Raw genomic sequence first — 16,287 nt, 5'->3', positions numbered from 1 at the left:
CGCTGTACGAAATGTCGCCGGGCGCGCGTCCTGTGGACCCCGTTGTCCGGCGCGAAGGAGTACAGCTGTGTCTTCTGCCCGATCTTGGACGCTGCGGGTAGCGATCGGTGTGGCGACCGTAGCCGCCGCCGTTGCCGCTACGACCAGCCCCGCTTCCGCTGAACCCGAATCCAGCGGTCCGGCCGGTGTGGAGGTTCAGCCGCCTCTGCCGCCGCTCACGTGGCCGAAGATTCCCGAGTTCGACACCGACTTCTACCTTCCTCCCGCCGACGTGGTGGCAGCGGCCGCGCCGGGCCAGATCATCGCCGCACGGCCCGTCGAGCTCGCTACTCTCAACGTCATTCCCACACAGGTCGACGCGTGGCAGTTGTCGTTCCGGTCCAACAACGGGCGCGACGAGCCGATCGCCGCCGTGACCACGGTCATCAAGCCGCGTGGAGTGCCTGCGGCACCGCGTCCGTTGATCTCCATCCAGGTGGCCGAGGATTCTCTCGCGGCCTACTGCGCTCCGTCGTACGCGATGCGAGCGGGTGCCATCCCCTGGCCGGTGACCGGCGCGGTGACGTCGGGCGCTCAATTCCTCGAAGTGCAGGCAGCGTTGGCGCAAGGATGGGCGGTGTCGGTACCCGATCATCAGGGCCCGAACAATTCGTTCGCCGCCGGGCCGGTCGCCGGCCGGATCACACTCGACGGCATCCGAGCTGCCGAGAATTTCGCGCCGATGCAGTTGGCCGGGGAGGCCACCAAGGTGGGGATGAGCGGCTACTCCGGTGGCGCGATCGCCACCGGGCACGCAGCAGAACTGGCCGAAAACTACGCCCCTGAGCTCGATATCGTCGGAGTCACCGAGGGCGGCACCCCGGCCGAACTCGGGGCATTGGTCGACAACGCGAACAACACCCTGGGATCGGGCATCGTGGCCGCCGGCATCATCGGTGCCAGCCGCGAGAGTCCCGAGCTGGCCGCCTTCATCGACGAACACGTCGACCCGTTCGGTAGAACGTTGTTCGCGGCCAAGGACAACCTCTGTGTCGGCTACTCGTCGGCGCTGCTGCCGTTCGTCAACCTGAAAGGCTTGCTGCACACCGACGGCGACCCGATCCAGCAACCGGTGGTGAAGAAGGCCCTGTCTGCGATGCAGCTCGGCCGTACCACTCCGAACATGCCGCTCTACGTCTACCATTCCAACCCGGACTGGCTGGTGCCGATCGGGCCGGTCAACGCGATGGTCGAGTCGTACTGCAGCCGTCCGGGTGCCGACGTCACCTACACCCGCGATCATTTCAGTGAGCACATCAGCTTGGAGCTGATCGCGTTTCCGAGTGCGGTGTTGTGGATGCGCGACCGATTTGCCGGTGTTCCGGTGGAACCGGGTTGCCGGACGAACGATGTCGGCTCGATGGCGCTCGACACGCGTGCACACCCGACGTTCGTCGCGGCCGTCGGCGAGATAATCGCCGGATTGTTCGGGAAGCCGATCGGGTCGTGATGGAACCGATCAGCGGGGCTGCGAGCGGTGCGTCGCCTGTAGACTCCCTCGGTGACTGTCGCCGATGATCAGGGCCGCATCTACGCCGGACGATCCTCCGCTGTTCGGAAAGCCGATCGACGAGCTCGGTTCTTGCACGCGGCTATCGAGGTCATCGGGGGACGCGGGTACGCCGCCACCTCGGTGGCGGATATCTGCTCCGCGGCAGGCCTCGCGCGCAGTCAGTTCTACAGTGAGTTCGCCAACCGTGAGGCGCTGCTCGTGGACGTCTACGACCTGATCCAAGACGACGCGCTGGCCGCCGTCGTCGCCGCACTCGACGAGCAGGTCGACCGTGATCGTCGCTCTCTGGTCGTCGCAGCGATGACGGCCCTGGTCGGATCGATCGGAGGTGACCCACGTCGGGCGCGCATCTCCTATCTGGAGATGCTGGGTGTCAGCGATGCCGTCGAACAGCATCGGACGCGCCGTCGTGCGCAGTGGGTGGAGTTCTTCGAGAACACCCTGCGCTCGGAAGTCGGTTCCGATTTCGTTCCCCCGGGTGGATACCGCTTGGCCGCAACGGCATTCCTCGGTGCGCTCACCGAGATCGTCTCCGACTGGTCCCGCACTGCTCCGCCTCGTCCACCCATCGAGCAGATCGTGGACACGATGGTTGCTGTCCTGGCAGCGTTCGTTCCGGACCTGAACTGAACTGCAGCCGGCCGCGCAATACAGTGGACCGATGACAGACGCCACCGGTCCGCTCGCAGGCCTCGTGGTCGCGGACTTCTCTCGTGTGCTCGCCGGACCGTACGCGACGATGATGCTCGGCGACATGGGCGCAGACGTGATCAAGATCGAGCGGCCCGGCAGCGGCGACGACACCCGATTGTGGGGTCCGCCGTACGATTCTGCCGGTACCGCAACGTATTTCAACTCGGTCAATCGGAACAAGACGTCTCGGTTCATCGACCTGCAGTCCGAGAGCGGTGTGGCCGAGGCCTGTGAGATCGTCGCGGGCGCAGACATCGTGATCGAGAACTTCCGCGCCGGAACGATGGACCGGCTCGGTCTCGGCTATTCGGCTGTCGCGCAGACGAACCCTGGCCTGATCTACTGCTCGATCACCGGTTTCGGTACCGGCGGCGGTGCTGCTCTTCCTGGATACGATCTGGTGGTCCAAGCCGTCGGCGGGCTGATGAGCGTCACCGGGCCCGACGCATCCACGCCGACGAAAGTGGGCGTGGCGATGGTCGATATCGTCACCGGTCTGCACGCGCTGAGCGGAATCCTTGCCGCACTGCATCATCGATCGAACACCGGTGCGGGTCAGCGGGTGCACACCTCGCTGATGGCGTCGGTACTGTCCGCACTCAGCAACCAGTCGGCGGCATACCTCGGGGCCGGGGTCGTACCGGTTCCCATGGGCAACAAGCATCCGTCGTTGGTGCCGTACGAGGTGTTCGAGACCGCCGATCGACCGCTCGCGTTGGCCGTGGGCAACGATCGGCAATTTCAGGCGCTGGTCGACGTGCTGGGTACCCCGGATCTGGCTGCGATTCAACGCTTCTCGTCCAATTCTGCTCGCGTCGAACATCGAGATCAGTTGGTCGACCTGCTCAACACGGCGTTGCAGACGCGTACTGCGGACGACTGGTATCGAGAACTGATGGCGCGGCACGTTCCCGCCGGGCCGGTCAATTCCATCGAGGAGGCATTCGCGTTCGCGCAGTCGTTGGGTCTCGAACCACGCATCGAGGTTCCAGGGGCAGCGGCCGAGGGCGTCCGAAATCCGGTGGATTTCTCGGCGACCCCGGTGAACTACCGGCTGCCGCCCCCGCCGGCCGGCTGAGCCCGTGCGTGGTGGTCCTGCAACTTGTGCTCCACTCCCGGGCTCGAGTCGGCGAATCCCCGGTATGCAACCTCTTCAGTGGAGCAATAGTTGCAGCGGCAGTAACTCGCTGCGCTAGTTCAGCGCCCACTTCACCGACACGGACACGCTGACGGTCTGCTGTCCCGGTTCGATGGGCACTGCCGTGTCGAACGAAGCGGAGTCGCGAAAGCTCGTCGGCTGCTCCTGACCGGTGATCGATTCGGTGATCGACAGAACGTCACCGAGTTCGCCGCCTGCGAGCGACGCATACTGCTCGGCGCGATCGCGGGCGTCGGCGAACGCCCTGGACCTGGCATCGGTGATCAGTTCGGAATCGTCGTCGATCTTGAACGAGACCCCGGAGATTCGGGTCGCGTTGCCACCGGCGGAGGTGGCGTCGCCGAGGACTGCAGACGCCTTCGACAGGTCGCGCACCGTGACCTGCAACGTGTTGGTGGCCTGATATCCGGAGATGGCCGAGGTGCCGCCCGGCAGTGCTCCGGAGTACTGCGGATCGATCGAGACCTGCTGCGTCTGAATGTCCTCGCGCGCGACGCCGGCAGCAATCACTGCGTCGGTCACCTCGGTAACCGCAGCATTGGCCTGTTCGATGGCGGCAGTGACGTCCTCGGCTGTGGCCTGAACGCCGATCTGGGTCGTCAACGTGTCCGGTGCACCCTGGACTTCGCCCACTCCGTTGACGTTCACTCCGGGAGGTCCGTCCGGGGACGAGGTCGCCGGACTGCTGCAGCCTGCGGTCAGGGCTGCAGCCAACACCAAGGCCGATGCGCACGATCCGATCGTCCATCGATTTCGGTTCACCGCCGTAGTGTCCACCATTGCAGGTGAATTGGGAAGGCTCAGGGCTTGAGATACTCGGCGTCGAACGTGACGGTCACGTCGTCCGCCACCTTCATGGCTCCGAACATCTGCGAATACGGCGTGATCTTGTAATCCGTTTGACGCACGGTAGTTTCGGAACCGATCTGCCATCTGTCGCCGGAGTCGGTGACGTCCACGTCCACGGTGATTTCCTTCGAGACACCGTGTATTTCGACTGTTCCGGCCAACCGATATCCGGAGGCGACGGCAGTGATCTCCTCCGAACGAAATCGAATTGTCGGGTATCGGTTGGCGTCGAAGATCCTGAGTGCGTTAGCTTTTGCCACGATCTTCTCCGGCCCGATCAGCGGTGTCAGTCCGCCCTCACCGTGGATCACCTCGAGTGAGCCGACCTCGGCGGTCAGTGACACCGCGGTGGGGGCGTCCCCGGACCACCCGACCGTTGCGGTCCAGGAGGTCACCGCAATCGTGAGTCGATGCCCCATCTTGGATGCCCTTCCGGTGACATCCGTCCGAACAGCCAACTGCCCGCCGTCCGATGCGTCGAAAGCCCAGGTCTCGGTGGTCATCTTCGCGACTGTAGACGCGCGGCGGCCCGGCAGCTCACCGAAGCCGACAATAGAGGCTTAGTGTGAAGGAATGTTCTCCAATTCTCCTCGAACATTCGTCGCCGACGCCCTCCGCGGCTTCGTGGCCGCCACCGATGACGTCACCTGGCACGCCGATCCCGGATTCCTCACCCGTCGCTATCGCATCTCCGACGGTCAAGTCGCGCTGCTGTCCGGTGGCGGATCGGGCCACGAGCCGATGCATGCCGGATTCATCGGTCGCGGCATGCTCACCGGCGCGTGCCCCGGCCTGGTGTTCACGTCACCGAACGCCCTCCAAGTACACGAGGCATCCAAGGCCGTGGACTCCGGCGGCGGAGTGGTGCACATCGTGAAGAACTACACCGGCGACGTGATGAACTTCAAGATCGCCCGAGAGTTGTTGCAGGAAGACGGTATTGCGGCCGATGTCGTTCTCGTCGACGACGACGTGGCCAGCGAGAGCGAGGACGGCCCGGGTCGCCGTGGCACTGCCGCGACCATCGTCGTCGAAAAGGTGTGCGGCGCAGCGGCAGAACGTGGCGACAGCCTGCAGGCGGTGGTCACGCTGGGGCGTCGAACAGCGGAGAACGCACGCAGCATGGCGGTCGCACTGAACCCGCCGACGCTACCGGGTGCCGACGGCCCGTCGTTCGAATTGCCCAAGGAGGAAATCGAACTCGGCATCGGTATCCACGGTGAGCGCGGCACCGACCGGGTGTCCCGGCTGCCTGCTCAGGAGGTCGTCGAGAAGCTGACCGAGCCCATCGTGAGCTCGCTCGGCCTGAACTCGGGCGAATCGGTGATCGCCATCGTCAACGGGCTCGGCGCAACGCACCCGCTCGAACTGCATCTGCTGTTCGGGGAACTCTCGGAGTACCTCGCGGGTAAGGGCATCGAGATAACCCGCTCACTCGTCGGAAGTTTTGTCACCGCACTCAACATGGGTGGAGCGTCCATCACTCTGGTGCGCGCCGACGACGAGATGCTCGAGCTCTGGGATGCCCCCACCGATGCGCCCGGTTGGCCCAATGCCTCCAGTCGTGGAGCGAAGGAGGTGGGAGAACGCGGTGCTTTCGGCCCGTCCTACGAGCCCTCCGATTCAGGCGAGAAGTCGGCATTCGTGTCCGAGTGGATCGGGTCGTGGGCCCAGCGGGTACTCGACGAGGAGCCCGCTCTGACCGAATTGGATCGCAAGGCGGGTGACGGCGACTTCGGTACCAACATGGTGGCCGCACTGGAACAACTCGACCTCGACGCGATCAAGGAAACCTATTCGGCAGCAACGGTATTCGAAGCCGTGAGCGAGGCCTACCTCGGCCACGCAGGCGGTACGTCCGGCGCACTGTTCGGTATCTGGTTCCGCCAGTTCTACCGAACGATGCTCGAATCCGAGCCATCTGCCGCGGCTGTCGCAGCGGCCGCGCGGGCCGGACTGGACAGCATCACCGAACTCGGTGGAGCCCGCGTGGGCGACAAGACGATGATCGACGCCATTGCCCCGGCTGTCGACGCGCTCGAGAAAGACGGCGGCACCCTGCAGGATGCCGCCGACGCCGCGAAGACCGGAGCCGAATCGACCAAGGACATCACCGCCAACCGCGGCCGCGCCAGCTATGTCGGTGAGGCCGCGCGAGGCGTCGTCGACCCCGGTGCGTTGGTCATGGCCTGGTTCTTCGAGGCAGCAGCGTCTAGCTGATCGAACCGAGGAACACCGCCGCGATCGCTTCGAGGCCGGCCTGATCGTCGGCGTCGAAGCGATCGGGTATCGGGCTGTCCAGATCGAATACACCGATCAGCTTCTCGCCCTGGTACAGCGGAACGACGACCTCGGAGCGAGTGTTGGCATCGCACGCGATGTGGCCGGGGAAGGCATGAACGTCGGCCACTCGTTGTGTCTCGCGGGTGGTCGCGGCAGCGCCGCAGACCCCTTTGCTCAGCGCGATACGAACACAGGCAGGCTGGCCCTGGAACGGACCGACTACCAGTTCGGTGCCGTCGAACAGGTAGAAGCCGACCCAATTGACCTCGGGCAGAGCGTGATAGACCAACGCGGAAAGATTGGCGGCGTTGGCGATCAGGTTCGATTCCTCGTAGACGAGGCCCCTGGCCTGCTCGGCGAGCTGCTGGTACTGCTCTGCCTTGGACCCGTTCAGTGCTGTCGCGGTGAAGGACATGCGCCGAGTCTAAGCGCACACCCCAGCACCACCAGATACGCCGACATCCCGCCCACCTGCACCCGCTGAGCGATGCCGAGGCCGTGATCGCCGGGAAGGTTGTCGGCGATCAACAGCCACGCCGTGGCCAGGGCCGTGATGGCCAGCACCGCGACACCGAGCGTCCGAAGCAGGGGATAGGCCCGATAGCGGAATGCGGCGAGCGTGAACGCGATCATGACCGTGAAGATCGCGAACACCGCGATGGTGCTCGTCAGAGCATGAAGATGATGAAGCTGTGGGAACAACCCGCTGGGCTCGATCGGGCAGCTCGGATCGTCGGCGGCCACACACTCGAGTGGCAGTTTCGCGTCGGCGATGGTGGCGACACCGAAGATGCCCGACGCCACCCAGCCGGTGACGACGAGCCGTCGGCGAGGGCTGACGAGGAAACCGAGCACGGCGGCGAGAATCATCAGCGAACCCGTGACCACGTCTGCGGTGGAGAAGAATTCGCGGTACGGCTGATCGCGGGCATCGAGTTCGCTGAGGAACGACCGGGCCGGGTCGAGCCCGGTGTCGAGGAAGAATTCGGCCACCCACGCGGAGTACAGCAACCCGGCGAGGATCAGAAACACCACCGCGATTACTCGGCGGATATCCACACCTTCGGTTTTCGAGCGCACCGACCAAGGCTAACCAGTGAGCTCGTCGGCAGCTGCCACCGCCAGCGCGACGGCGGAGTCGCAGTCGTCCGCCATGACGGACAGCTCGGGAACCGTGCGGGCGTAATGCGCGGCCGAGTCCTCGTTACCGGGCAGGCCGAGAACGGGATTGCCCAATACGATGTCGGCCGAACACACCGAATCCGAGTCGCGGGTCTCGACGGTATAACCGCCCTGCCGGATCTTCTCGCGATCTGTCGAACGCAAGTCGCTGTCGTCGTAGGTGAGCGCGACGTCGAGCAGAACCAGGTTGTCCTCGAACGTCGCCGACGACGCCTCGAAGTGGCAGCCGTACGGATCCGCGGCAGGGTTCCATCGGTCGACCGTCCAGGTCTCGGGCAGATGCTCCAGAACGCTGCACGGATCCTTCGTGGCCAACGGCAGGTTGTACCTGGAATCGGCACGTAGTGGTGGATCGCTCACGAGGCCGAGTGCGGTCTCGGTGACGGATTTCGCTGCACTGCAGGCGTCTCCGTCAGCAAGATAGACGTCGATCGTGGCGAAACTACGACCCGATTCGGTGAGAACATCGTCCATGGGCCCGGAGGTGGTGCCATCGAACTCGTCGCGAAGCGGGAAGCTGACGCGACACGTCCCTCGGGAGGCGTCGTCGAGGTACACCTGTTCGTCGCCGATCGTGACTTGCTCGAAGTTCGGGTCGGCCGGCGTCGGCTGGTATCCGTTCAGCTTGATCGACACGGAGTCCGTGGCGTCCGATCGCCCAGGGTTGACTTCTGCCGAGCAGCTACTCAGTTCGCCGTCCGGTCGGAGCTGCACCACGGTGCCGAGGGCGGTGAGGTCGTCCTCGGTGAGGAAGCCGCAGGGATCGAGGCTGCGGACGAAGGCCGCCGAGTCGGCCAGATAGCGGTCTGCCTCCGACATCTCGAATCCGTACCGGTTCTGCCCCGCAGGCGACGCACTGCCGGCGGGGAATGCGCTGCCGAGCAACACCACCGCGCATCCACTGGTCGATACCGACATCGCCGCTGCCATCGCCGCAAGCACCCAACTTTTACGCACTGTCCTCATCCCCCGACTCGAATCGACCGATCATCAGGTTGGACGCGCGGGGAGTGCTGTGGGTTTCAGTCGGTCACTATCGGATCTGCAGCAAGATCATCGACGACGCGTTGGGCGGCGACGACCGGGTCCTCGTGTTCCCAGATCCGCACGACGCGCCAGCCTTCCTCGATCAGGCGGGTGTCGGTGTCGCGATCGCGGGCCACGTTGGCAGCCAGCTTGTCGGCCCACCACTGGGCGTTGTTGCGGGGTTTCGTCGCGTGGACGGGGCAACTGTGCCAGAAGCAGCCGTCGACGTAGACCGCCACTTTGCGACGGGGAAACACCAGATCTGCTCGACGCCGCATGCCCTTCAGCGGAGCGCGGTCGACGAAGTAGCGCAGTCCTCGTCGGTGCAACTCTCGACGCAGCGCCACTTCTGGCTTGGTGTCGCGGCGGCGTTGCTTACTGAGCCGTGCACTGGTTTTTGCGTCGGTGACGGGACGTGTCGCGCTCACACCGACACTCGTTGCGTGTACCCACCCATGCGCTCGAGGTGGGCGTCGAGGTCGTCGAGAAAGCCGTCGGCGAAGCGGAGGTTGCCGGCTCGCGCGCGCTTGAGGAACCCGGCCGTGGCTCGCGCCGACAGCAGGGTGGAGTCGTCCAGGAAGTCGATGAGGTCCTCGGGCGGTTCGTGCACCGGCATGGTCGAGACGGTTACCTTGAAGCTCGCGCGGTCTCGGCCCCACGCGGCCGTCGGCCAGGCCTGACCGGGCAGCAATGCGGTATCGCCTGCGACGTCGTAGGGCTTCGGGTCGTCGAGTGCGGCGGCGACCCACGACGCCATCCGCACACTGACGGCATTGCCGACGAGCTTCCAGCGATGCCCGGTACGCACTCCGGCGCGCTCGACCGCGGGCAGCGTCCAGTCCGGATCGAACCCCTGCAGCCGCTCCGCCCCGATGATGCCGGGCGTGACGATCTCCCCGGACGGCAACCGCACGGCCGGCGGACTGGCGATGCCGAGGGACGAGCCGCCTTTGAGGGTGGGGACGGCGTTGACTGCCCAGCCCAGTCCGCGGGTGCCCTCGGTCCAGTAGAAGCCGCAGGGCGCAGTACTCGGATCGCCGTCGGGCAACGGCCCGGCATCCTGCGAGAACAGCACCTCACGCGGATCGTCGGTGCGCGAGGCCAGCATCACCACGCGCTGTCGACGCTGCGGCAACCCGAACGCACGGGCGTCGACGACGCGGTAGGCCCACATGTAGCCGAGGTCCTCTAGCGCGTCGGTGATGTGTCGCATCGCTGCGCCACGTCCGAGTTGCAGCATGAACGGCACGTTCTCCATCAACAGCCACCGCGGGCCGCGGCGACGTGAGACCAGCCGGAACACCTCGTCGACCAGCCCGGAGCGAGCCCCGGTGATGCCTGCCGTCCGTCCGGCCTGGGAGAGGTCCTGGCAGGGGAAGCCGGCGGCCACGAGCTCGGTGCCGGTGGGCAGGCTGCGCAGTGTGGTGACATCGGTGTGCAGCGGAACGTTCGGCATGCGCGCCGACAGCACCGCGCCGGCACCCGGATCGATCTCGCACAACAGCTGAGTCGTCCAGCCTGCCTCGGCCAACCCCAGCTCGAGCCCGCCGATACCGGCGAACAACCCGACCATCGACCGTGTGCTCACGTGTGCCCTTCCCTCGCCCGACGGGTTCACGTTACTCGAGAGCCGGTGCGCTGAAGGTCCACAAGCTGAGCGTCGGTCGAACTTGACCTCGACCGTGCTCGAGGTTCCACACTGGAATGCACGCCGCCGAAAATCGGTTGGAAACTGAGCCTGAGCAATGAAATCATTCGGGCACCGCAATAAGGAGAACAACACGTGTCCACGGGTGTGCTCGACCCCGAAGCTCCAACCGTCGTTGAGTCGAACCCAAATGCTGCGCGGACACCCACGTCGCTGCAGCGTTTCGCGCCGTTCCTGGCCCCGTACAAGTGGTTCTACATCGGCTCCATCGTGGTCTCGCTCATCGCGACCCTCACCGGCCTCGTCATTCCGCTGGTGATGCAACGCGTCATCGACGGGCCCATCGCCGACCGCAACTTTTCCGCGGTGTGGTGGCCCGCGGCTTTGATCCTGCTGCTCGGCACCATCGACGCGGCCGGCATCTGGGTGCGTCGATACCTGGTGTCCCGCCCGTCGAGCCAATTCGAGATCAGTGCTCGGGCAACGGTATTCGACAAGCTGCAACGGCTGTCGGTCGCGGCGCACGAGAGTTGGGAATCGGGTCAGCTGCTCTCCCGTGCCATCGCCGATCTCGGGTCGCTGCGCCGGTTCATGGCGTTCATCGGTCCGTTCATCATCATCAATGCCGTCACGCTCGTCGTGGGTATCGGCGTATTGCTCGTTCAGGCATGGCAATTGGGTCTGATCATGTTGGTGACATCGGTTCCGCTGGTGATCGCCTGCACCAGGTTCGAGACGTTGTACCGCGTCGTCGCGCGTGATGCTCAGGACCAAGCGGGCGATGTGACGACGACGGTCGAGGAGTCCATTCAGGGCATCCGCGTTCTGAAGGCGTTCGGGCGAAGTGCACACCTGGGCAAGCAGTTTCTGCGTCAGGCCTACACTCTTCGCGGTACCGAGCTGAAGAAGGTGCGCTATCTCGCGATCATCTGGGCGGTGATCGTCGGACTGCAGCCGATCACCATCGGCGCGATTCTGGCCGTGGGGACCTACTCGATCGTGCAGGGCACGATGACGGTCGGCACACTCGTCGCTGCCATCGCCATCGTCACGTTCCTGCTGTGGCCGATCGAATCCTTCGGATACCTGCTGGCGGAGTTGAACAATGCGCGTACCGCAGCCGATCGGTACTGGGAGATCATCGACACCCCGGAGACCGTGACGGATCCGGACGACCCCGTCGAATTGCCCGACACGATCCGTGGCCGAGTGCAGTTCGACCGCGTCGGATTCACCTTTCCCGACGCGTCCTCGCCGCTGCTCACCGATGTCAGTTTCGTCGTCGAGCCGGGGGAGACCGTTGCGCTCGTCGGTAACACCGGCAGCGGAAAGACGGCACTGACGAACCTCGTTCCTCGTTTGTTCGACGCCACCGAGGGCGCCATTTCGATCGACGGTATCGATGTGGCGTCGATGCGGCTGGCCGATCTGCGCTCGATCGTGTCGGTAGCGTTCGAGGATCCGGTGCTGTTCTCGGCCAGTGCGCGGGAGAACATCGCGCTCGGCTCTCCCGGCGCGTCCGATGCCGAGATCACTGAGGCGCTGGAGATTGCTCACGCAACGGAATTCGTCGACCGGCTGCCGTGGGGCCTGGCCACGCGCATCGGTGAGCAGGGCATGAGTCTGTCGGGCGGGCAGCGGCAGCGTCTGGCACTGGCCCGTGCGGTGCTGGGCAAGCCTCGGGTGCTCGTGCTCGACGACCCGCTCTCTGCACTCGATGTGGACACCGAGGCGAAAGTGCAGAAGGAACTACGTCGCGTGCTGGCCCATTCGACGACGTTGCTGGTGGCACACCGACCGTCGACTGCAGCGTTGGCCGACCGGGTGCTGTATCTGGAGAACGGAAGAATTGTGGAGCAGGGAACGCACGAGGGACTGCTGGCGTCGTCGCCGCGGTACCGCGACGTGATGGGGTCGATCCATGGCTGAGCAGACCGCAACCGCAGATTGGCGGGGAGTGGGCGGCGAGGACTCGGAGGTCGACGCCACCGGAAACCTGGTGTTGGCCGGGCGTTCTCGGCGGTTGCTCGCCTCGCTGGTGCGCCCGTACAAGAAGCAGGCCCTGCTGTCTTTCGTCATCATCCTGATCGACAACATCACCTATGTGGCCGGCCCGCTGTTCGTCGCCTACGCCCTCGACAACGGCGTCGGTGCTGCCGGACAGCGTGATTGGGGTCCGCTGCTGTGGGCCGTGGGCGGATACACCGGCTTCGGCCTGCTCGGAATGTTCACCACCTACGCGTTTCTCACCGTCTCGGGCCGACTCAGTCAGAACATTCTCTACGACCTGCGTGGACGCGTGTTCGACCACGCGCAGAAACTGAGTCTGTCGTTCCACGAGAAGTACACGTCGGGGCGGTTGATCTCGCGGTTGACCAGTGACGTGGAGTCGTTGCAGACGCTGCTCGAAAGTGCGCTCAACGACGCGTTGACGGCCATCCTGTCGATGGTCTCGATTGCCGTCATCCTCGTGTATCTCGATGTTCCGATGGCGATGATCGTGCTCGCCGGCTTCGTACCGCTGGTGCTCGTCACCCGGTGGTCACAGCGACGCCAACGCCAGGGATACCGTCGAACACGGGTGGCGATCGCACGTGTGGTGGTCCATTTCGTGGAGTCGATGGGCGGTATCCGTGCTGTGCAGGTCTTCCGGCGTGAAGGTCGCAACGACGCGATTCTCGAGACCGAGGACTCGGAGTACCGGGACGCCACCACCGCGGCCCTGCGCGGCATGGCGAGCTACACCGGAATCGTTCGGTGGATCGGCAACGTCACTCTGGCGATCATCCTGGTGTTCGGTAGCTGGCGAGTGATCAACGGCCACATGGACGTCGGCGTGCTCGCCGCGTACGTGCTGTACCTTCGCCGGTTCTACGGCCCACTCGACGAGCTGGCGATGGTGTTCAATGCCTACCAGTCGGCCGCGGCTGCGCTGGAGAAGATCTCCGGCGTACTCGAGGAAGAACCGTCGGTGGTTGCCCCGAAGAACCCGGTGTCGATCGGAACGGTGAAGGGAGACATCACGTTCGAAGACGTGCACTTCTCCTACGGCACCGAGCGCGTCGTGCTGCCGGAGTTCTCGCTGCACGTGCCGGCGGGTCAGGTGGTGGCCATGGTCGGTGCGACCGGAGCCGGAAAGTCGACGCTGGCAAAGCTGTTGGCGCGCTTCTACGATCCGACCGCCGGATCCGTGCGACTCGACGGCATCGACATGCGCGACATCTCCGACGAGGACCTGCGCCGCAACGTCGTCATGGTGACACAGGAATCGTTCCTGTTCTCCGGCTCGGTGGCCGACAACATCCGCCTCGGACGTCCCGACGCGACGGACGCCGAGGTCCGCGCTGCCGCCGAGGCCGTCGGACTGACCGAGTTCATCGCCTCGCTCCCCGAAGGGATCGATACCGACGTGCGTAAGCGCGGAGGCCGATTGTCCTCGGGCCAAAGGCAATTGGTGGCCTTTGCGAGGGTGTTCCTCGCTGCGCCGTCGGTGATCGTGCTCGACGAGGCGACGTCGAGTCTCGACATCCCGAGCGAGCGGTTGGTGCAGCGCGCACTCGAAACGATTCTGCAGGGCCGGACGGCGTTGATCATCGCGCACCGCTTGTCGACGGTGGCCATCGCGGACCGCGTCCTCGTCATGGCGGACGGCAACATCGTCGAGGACGGAACCCCGGCGGACCTCATTGCGGGAGAGGGCCGCTTCGCACACCTGCACGAGGCGTGGGAGGACTCGCTCGTCTAGGTCCAGGGGGTGATCGGCGGTTTGACCCACATGATCTTCTCGTCGGCGTGCTGGGGCGTCGCCCCGTCGTGACCGGGGTGCTCGGCCGCCCACGCGGATTTGCGGTCGAGCAACTCGGCCACGATGGTCCACGTTTCCATCGTGCTCGGTGGATGCAGGTCGGCTGCGCGGGCCAGTTTTCGACGGGTGGCGTCGGTGAGATCGAGCAGTTCCGCGCCGCTGATGCCGCGCTCCCAGACGTAGCGCGCCAGAGCGGTCGCCTTGTCCTGTCGGCTCTTCGCGGCCTGCTCGGAATGCGCGAAATCGAACTGGCCGCCGCCTGGGTTCCCTGTCGTCACGGCCATCACCTTAGTAATCGTGAGCGAAATCGACAGGGCCCGGCCGCTGTAAGGCGTCGCACACGGTAGCGGGCCAGAAGTCGACGTCGACGGGGTCGGCCGAGGCCGAATGCAGCATGAACGGCCGGGTCGGTGCAAAGAAAAGTCGCGTCCGCTTGTTCTACAGGGGGCCCTGTCGCATACCGTAGGACCCGTGATCACTCAAGCATCGGGTGCAGAGCACGTCTCCGTTCCCGCAACCGCCACCACCGACGCGAAATCCTGGCCCTCGATCCTGACGTGGCGAGCGCACGACGTTCCCCGCATGGAGTCCGTGCGCGTCCAGCTTTCCGGCAACCGCATCAAAGCTGCCGGACGCATCATCGGTGCCGCCTGCAGTGATCATCCCGCCTTCAGTGCGTCGTACGACCTGGTGACCGACGAATACGGCGTCACCAAGAGGCTCTCGGTACGCACCTCGCTCGCGTCGGGCGACCGGCAGGCCTCGGTGAGCCGCGACGACGAGGGCTACTGGATGGTGGAGAACTCCGCCAACCACCAGCGCTCGACCTACAGCGGTGCCCTCGACGTCGACATGGTACTCAGCCCGTTCTTCAACACCCTGCCGATCCGACGATTCGGTCTGCACACCCAGGTCCAGGACCTCGAGGTGCCGACGGTCTACGTCAACCTCCTCGATCTGAGCATCCAGGAAGCGACCTTGACCTACAGCAGCGGCGCGCACGGTATCCACGTCATCTCGCCGGTCTCGACATCGTCGGTGACGGTCGACGCCGACGGCTTCGTCGTCGACTACCCGGGACTCGCCGAGCGGATCTGACGCACGACGCCGCCGCGTCGCCCCGCGTCCTGCAGGTTCTCTCGCCACCCCGGCTCGCCCGGGGTGACGTCGGTGATGTCGAATCGCTGATGCTGCTCGTACTGCAGTCGCGCTGCGTGTCCGGCGTCGACCAGCGTTTCGGTCGAGTTCTCGTTCAATTTTTCGCGCGCTGTGGTGAGCGCATGCAGCGCCTCGTCGAGCGCGGTTCGTAGCGCGGTCGCGTTGCCCTCGGTCATCGCACGGACGAGAGTCGGGGCCGAGGACGCCACCCGGGTGCCGTCGCGAAACGACCCCGCGGCGAGCCCGAGCGCCAACGGCCCGCCCGCAGCCCCGACGATCGCCAACGCCTCGGCCATCAGATGCGGTAGGTGCGAGATGCGGGCGACGGCACTGTCGTGCTCGACGCTGCCGGCCGGAACGACCACCGAACCGCAGTCCAGGGCCAGCTGGGCCACCCGGACCCACACGTGCGCGTCGACCCCGGGATCCGTGGACACCACCCAGACCGCGTCGGCGAACAGTGCCGGGTCCGTCGCCGACCAGCCCGAGTGGTTGGTACCCGCCATCGGATGGCCGCCGACATAGCGGGCCTGTAGTCCGCGAGCAGCGACGGCCGCGGCAACCTCGGCCTTGACGCTCACCACGTCGGTGATCGGGGCGGCGGGTGCGTGCTCGGCGATGGCCTGCAGAACGGAGTCGACGGCAGGCATCGGAACGGCGATGACGATGAGCGCATCCTCGTCTGCAGCCCTGGTCAGAGCGGCTGTCAGATCGGTGCCGACGTCGTAGCCATCGTCCGCAGCCCCGGCGATCGCGTCGGCCGATCGGTTCCAGCCCCACACCCGGCGACCGGCGTCATGCGTCGCCCGCAGAATCGACCCACCGATCAGTCCCAGACCGAGAACGCACACCGAAGAAGAAGTCACCCGATCAGATTGGCACAGGTGGGTGACTTCCAAGGGAGGTGGACTTCGAATACCGGCACCTACCGG

16 protein-coding genes are annotated in these 16,287 nt (G+C 65.4%); 7 read left to right on the top strand and 9 right to left on the bottom strand.

Going from position 1 to position 16,287, the window contains the following annotated elements; genetic code table 11:
* Positions 1-67 precede the first annotated feature (67 nt).
* From CH278_RS24515 to CH278_RS24505, 3 genes are read left to right on the top strand one after another with little or no spacing between them, the layout of a single operon-like run.
* Entirely contained in the window at positions 68-1,489 is a 1,422-nt protein-coding gene (locus tag CH278_RS24515) for a triacylglycerol lipase (RefSeq protein ID WP_027494627.1), read from the top strand.
* Between the two features lie 51 nt (positions 1,490-1,540).
* The gene (locus tag CH278_RS24510) at positions 1,541-2,182 is read left to right on the top strand and encodes a TetR/AcrR family transcriptional regulator (RefSeq protein ID WP_027494626.1); all 642 of its coding nucleotides are present in this window, start codon (positions 1,541-1,543) and stop codon (positions 2,180-2,182) included.
* A gap of 31 nt (positions 2,183-2,213) precedes the next feature.
* Complete coding sequence (locus tag CH278_RS24505; RefSeq protein ID WP_094623076.1) at positions 2,214-3,323, top strand: CaiB/BaiF CoA transferase family protein; 1,110 nt, start codon at positions 2,214-2,216, stop codon at positions 3,321-3,323.
* Positions 3,324-3,437: 114 nt separating this feature from the next.
* Here CH278_RS24505 and CH278_RS24500 read toward each other — a convergent pair whose 3' ends face one another.
* Positions 3,438-4,166 carry an SIMPL domain-containing protein gene (locus CH278_RS24500; protein ID WP_027494624.1) on the bottom strand — a complete coding sequence of 243 codons (729 nt, stop codon included), beginning with the start codon at positions 4,164-4,166 and terminating at the stop codon, positions 3,438-3,440.
* Positions 4,167-4,204: 38 nt separating this feature from the next.
* Positions 4,205-4,756, bottom strand: a complete 552-nt coding sequence (locus CH278_RS24495; protein ID WP_027494623.1) for a YceI family protein — start codon at positions 4,754-4,756, stop codon at positions 4,205-4,207.
* A gap of 70 nt (positions 4,757-4,826) precedes the next feature.
* On the opposite strand from CH278_RS24495, the gene dhaL reads away from it, so the two are divergent.
* Positions 4,827-6,473 (top strand): dihydroxyacetone kinase subunit DhaL, encoded by a 1,647-nt coding sequence (gene dhaL, locus CH278_RS24490; RefSeq protein ID WP_094623075.1) that lies wholly within the window; start codon positions 4,827-4,829, stop codon positions 6,471-6,473.
* On the opposite strand, the gene CH278_RS24485 is transcribed toward dhaL, so the two are convergent.
* The 5 genes from CH278_RS24485 to CH278_RS24465 are packed head-to-tail and all read right to left on the bottom strand — an operon-like array spanning position 6,466 to position 10,317.
* Positions 6,466-6,951, bottom strand: coding sequence for a GAF domain-containing protein (locus CH278_RS24485; RefSeq protein WP_027494621.1), 486 nt, complete (start codon positions 6,949-6,951; stop codon positions 6,466-6,468). The two genes, dhaL and CH278_RS24485, sit on opposite strands and share 8 nt — an antisense overlap.
* Entirely contained in the window at positions 6,927-7,616 is a 690-nt protein-coding gene (locus tag CH278_RS24480) for a DUF998 domain-containing protein (protein WP_256983406.1), read from the bottom strand. Before CH278_RS24480 ends, CH278_RS24485 begins: the two co-directional genes overlap by 25 nt.
* A gap of 9 nt (positions 7,617-7,625) precedes the next feature.
* On the bottom strand, positions 7,626-8,684 hold the full coding sequence (locus CH278_RS24475) for a hypothetical protein (protein WP_143536303.1): 1,059 nt from the start codon (positions 8,682-8,684) through the stop codon (positions 7,626-7,628).
* A 56-nt stretch (positions 8,685-8,740) separates the two neighbouring features.
* Positions 8,741-9,172: a very short patch repair endonuclease gene (locus CH278_RS24470; RefSeq protein WP_032373321.1), complete on the bottom strand. Its 432-nt coding sequence runs from the start codon at positions 9,170-9,172 to the stop codon at positions 8,741-8,743.
* The gene (locus CH278_RS24465; protein ID WP_179274536.1) at positions 9,169-10,317 is read right to left on the bottom strand and encodes a DNA cytosine methyltransferase; all 1,149 of its coding nucleotides are present in this window, start codon (positions 10,315-10,317) and stop codon (positions 9,169-9,171) included. The genes CH278_RS24470 and CH278_RS24465 overlap by 4 nt, the downstream gene beginning before the upstream one ends.
* A 210-nt stretch (positions 10,318-10,527) precedes the next feature.
* On the opposite strand from CH278_RS24465, the gene CH278_RS24460 reads away from it, so the two are divergent.
* Both CH278_RS24460 and CH278_RS24455 read left to right on the top strand, forming a co-directional pair.
* Entirely contained in the window at positions 10,528-12,321 is a 1,794-nt protein-coding gene (locus tag CH278_RS24460; RefSeq protein WP_094623072.1) for an ABC transporter ATP-binding protein, read from the top strand.
* Positions 12,314-14,137, top strand: coding sequence for an ABC transporter ATP-binding protein (locus CH278_RS24455; protein ID WP_094623071.1), 1,824 nt, complete (start codon positions 12,314-12,316; stop codon positions 14,135-14,137). The genes CH278_RS24460 and CH278_RS24455 overlap by 8 nt, the downstream gene beginning before the upstream one ends.
* On the opposite strand, the gene CH278_RS24450 is transcribed toward CH278_RS24455, so the two are convergent.
* Positions 14,134-14,481 carry a hypothetical protein gene (locus tag CH278_RS24450; RefSeq protein ID WP_032368652.1) on the bottom strand — a complete coding sequence of 116 codons (348 nt, stop codon included), beginning with the start codon at positions 14,479-14,481 and terminating at the stop codon, positions 14,134-14,136. The two genes, CH278_RS24455 and CH278_RS24450, sit on opposite strands and share 4 nt — an antisense overlap.
* Positions 14,482-14,779: 298 nt before the next feature.
* Between CH278_RS24450 and CH278_RS24445 the strand changes: the two genes are divergently transcribed.
* On the top strand, positions 14,780-15,295 hold the full coding sequence (locus tag CH278_RS24445; RefSeq protein WP_027494613.1) for a putative glycolipid-binding domain-containing protein: 516 nt from the start codon (positions 14,780-14,782) through the stop codon (positions 15,293-15,295).
* Here CH278_RS24445 and CH278_RS24440 read toward each other — a convergent pair.
* Positions 15,268-16,239: a prephenate dehydrogenase gene (locus CH278_RS24440; protein WP_373557346.1), complete on the bottom strand. Its 972-nt coding sequence runs from the start codon at positions 16,237-16,239 to the stop codon at positions 15,268-15,270. The two genes, CH278_RS24445 and CH278_RS24440, sit on opposite strands and share 28 nt — an antisense overlap.
* Positions 16,240-16,287: the final 48 nt, after the last annotated feature.

The organism is Rhodococcus sp. 05-2254-5 (assembly GCF_002258575.1).
GTDB classification, from domain to species: domain Bacteria; phylum Actinomycetota; class Actinomycetes; order Mycobacteriales; family Mycobacteriaceae; genus Rhodococcoides; species Rhodococcoides fascians.
This window is presented reverse-complemented; position numbering and strand designations above follow the sequence as displayed.

Bases quoted from the DNA above. Each gene is read 5' to 3' on its own strand.
- CH278_RS24505 (WP_094623076.1), top strand. From the start codon at position 2,214: ATGACAGACGCCACCGGTCCGCTCGCAGGCCTCGTGGTCGCGGACTTC.
- CH278_RS24495 (WP_027494623.1), bottom strand. From the start codon at position 4,756: ATGACCACCGAGACCTGGGCTTTCGACGCATCGGACGGCGGGCAGTTG.
- dhaL (WP_094623075.1), top strand. From the start codon at position 4,827: ATGTTCTCCAATTCTCCTCGAACATTCGTCGCCGACGCCCTCCGCGGC.
- CH278_RS24485 (WP_027494621.1), bottom strand. From the start codon at position 6,951: ATGTCCTTCACCGCGACAGCACTGAACGGGTCCAAGGCAGAGCAGTAC.
- CH278_RS24475 (WP_143536303.1), bottom strand. From the start codon at position 8,684: ATGAGGACAGTGCGTAAAAGTTGGGTGCTTGCGGCGATGGCAGCGGCG.
- CH278_RS24465 (WP_179274536.1), bottom strand. From the start codon at position 10,317: ATGGTCGGGTTGTTCGCCGGTATCGGCGGGCTCGAGCTGGGGTTGGCC.
- CH278_RS24455 (WP_094623071.1), top strand. From the start codon at position 12,314: ATGGCTGAGCAGACCGCAACCGCAGATTGGCGGGGAGTGGGCGGCGAG.
- CH278_RS24450 (WP_032368652.1), bottom strand. From the start codon at position 14,481: ATGGCCGTGACGACAGGGAACCCAGGCGGCGGCCAGTTCGATTTCGCG.
- CH278_RS24445 (WP_027494613.1), top strand. From the start codon at position 14,780: ATGGAGTCCGTGCGCGTCCAGCTTTCCGGCAACCGCATCAAAGCTGCC.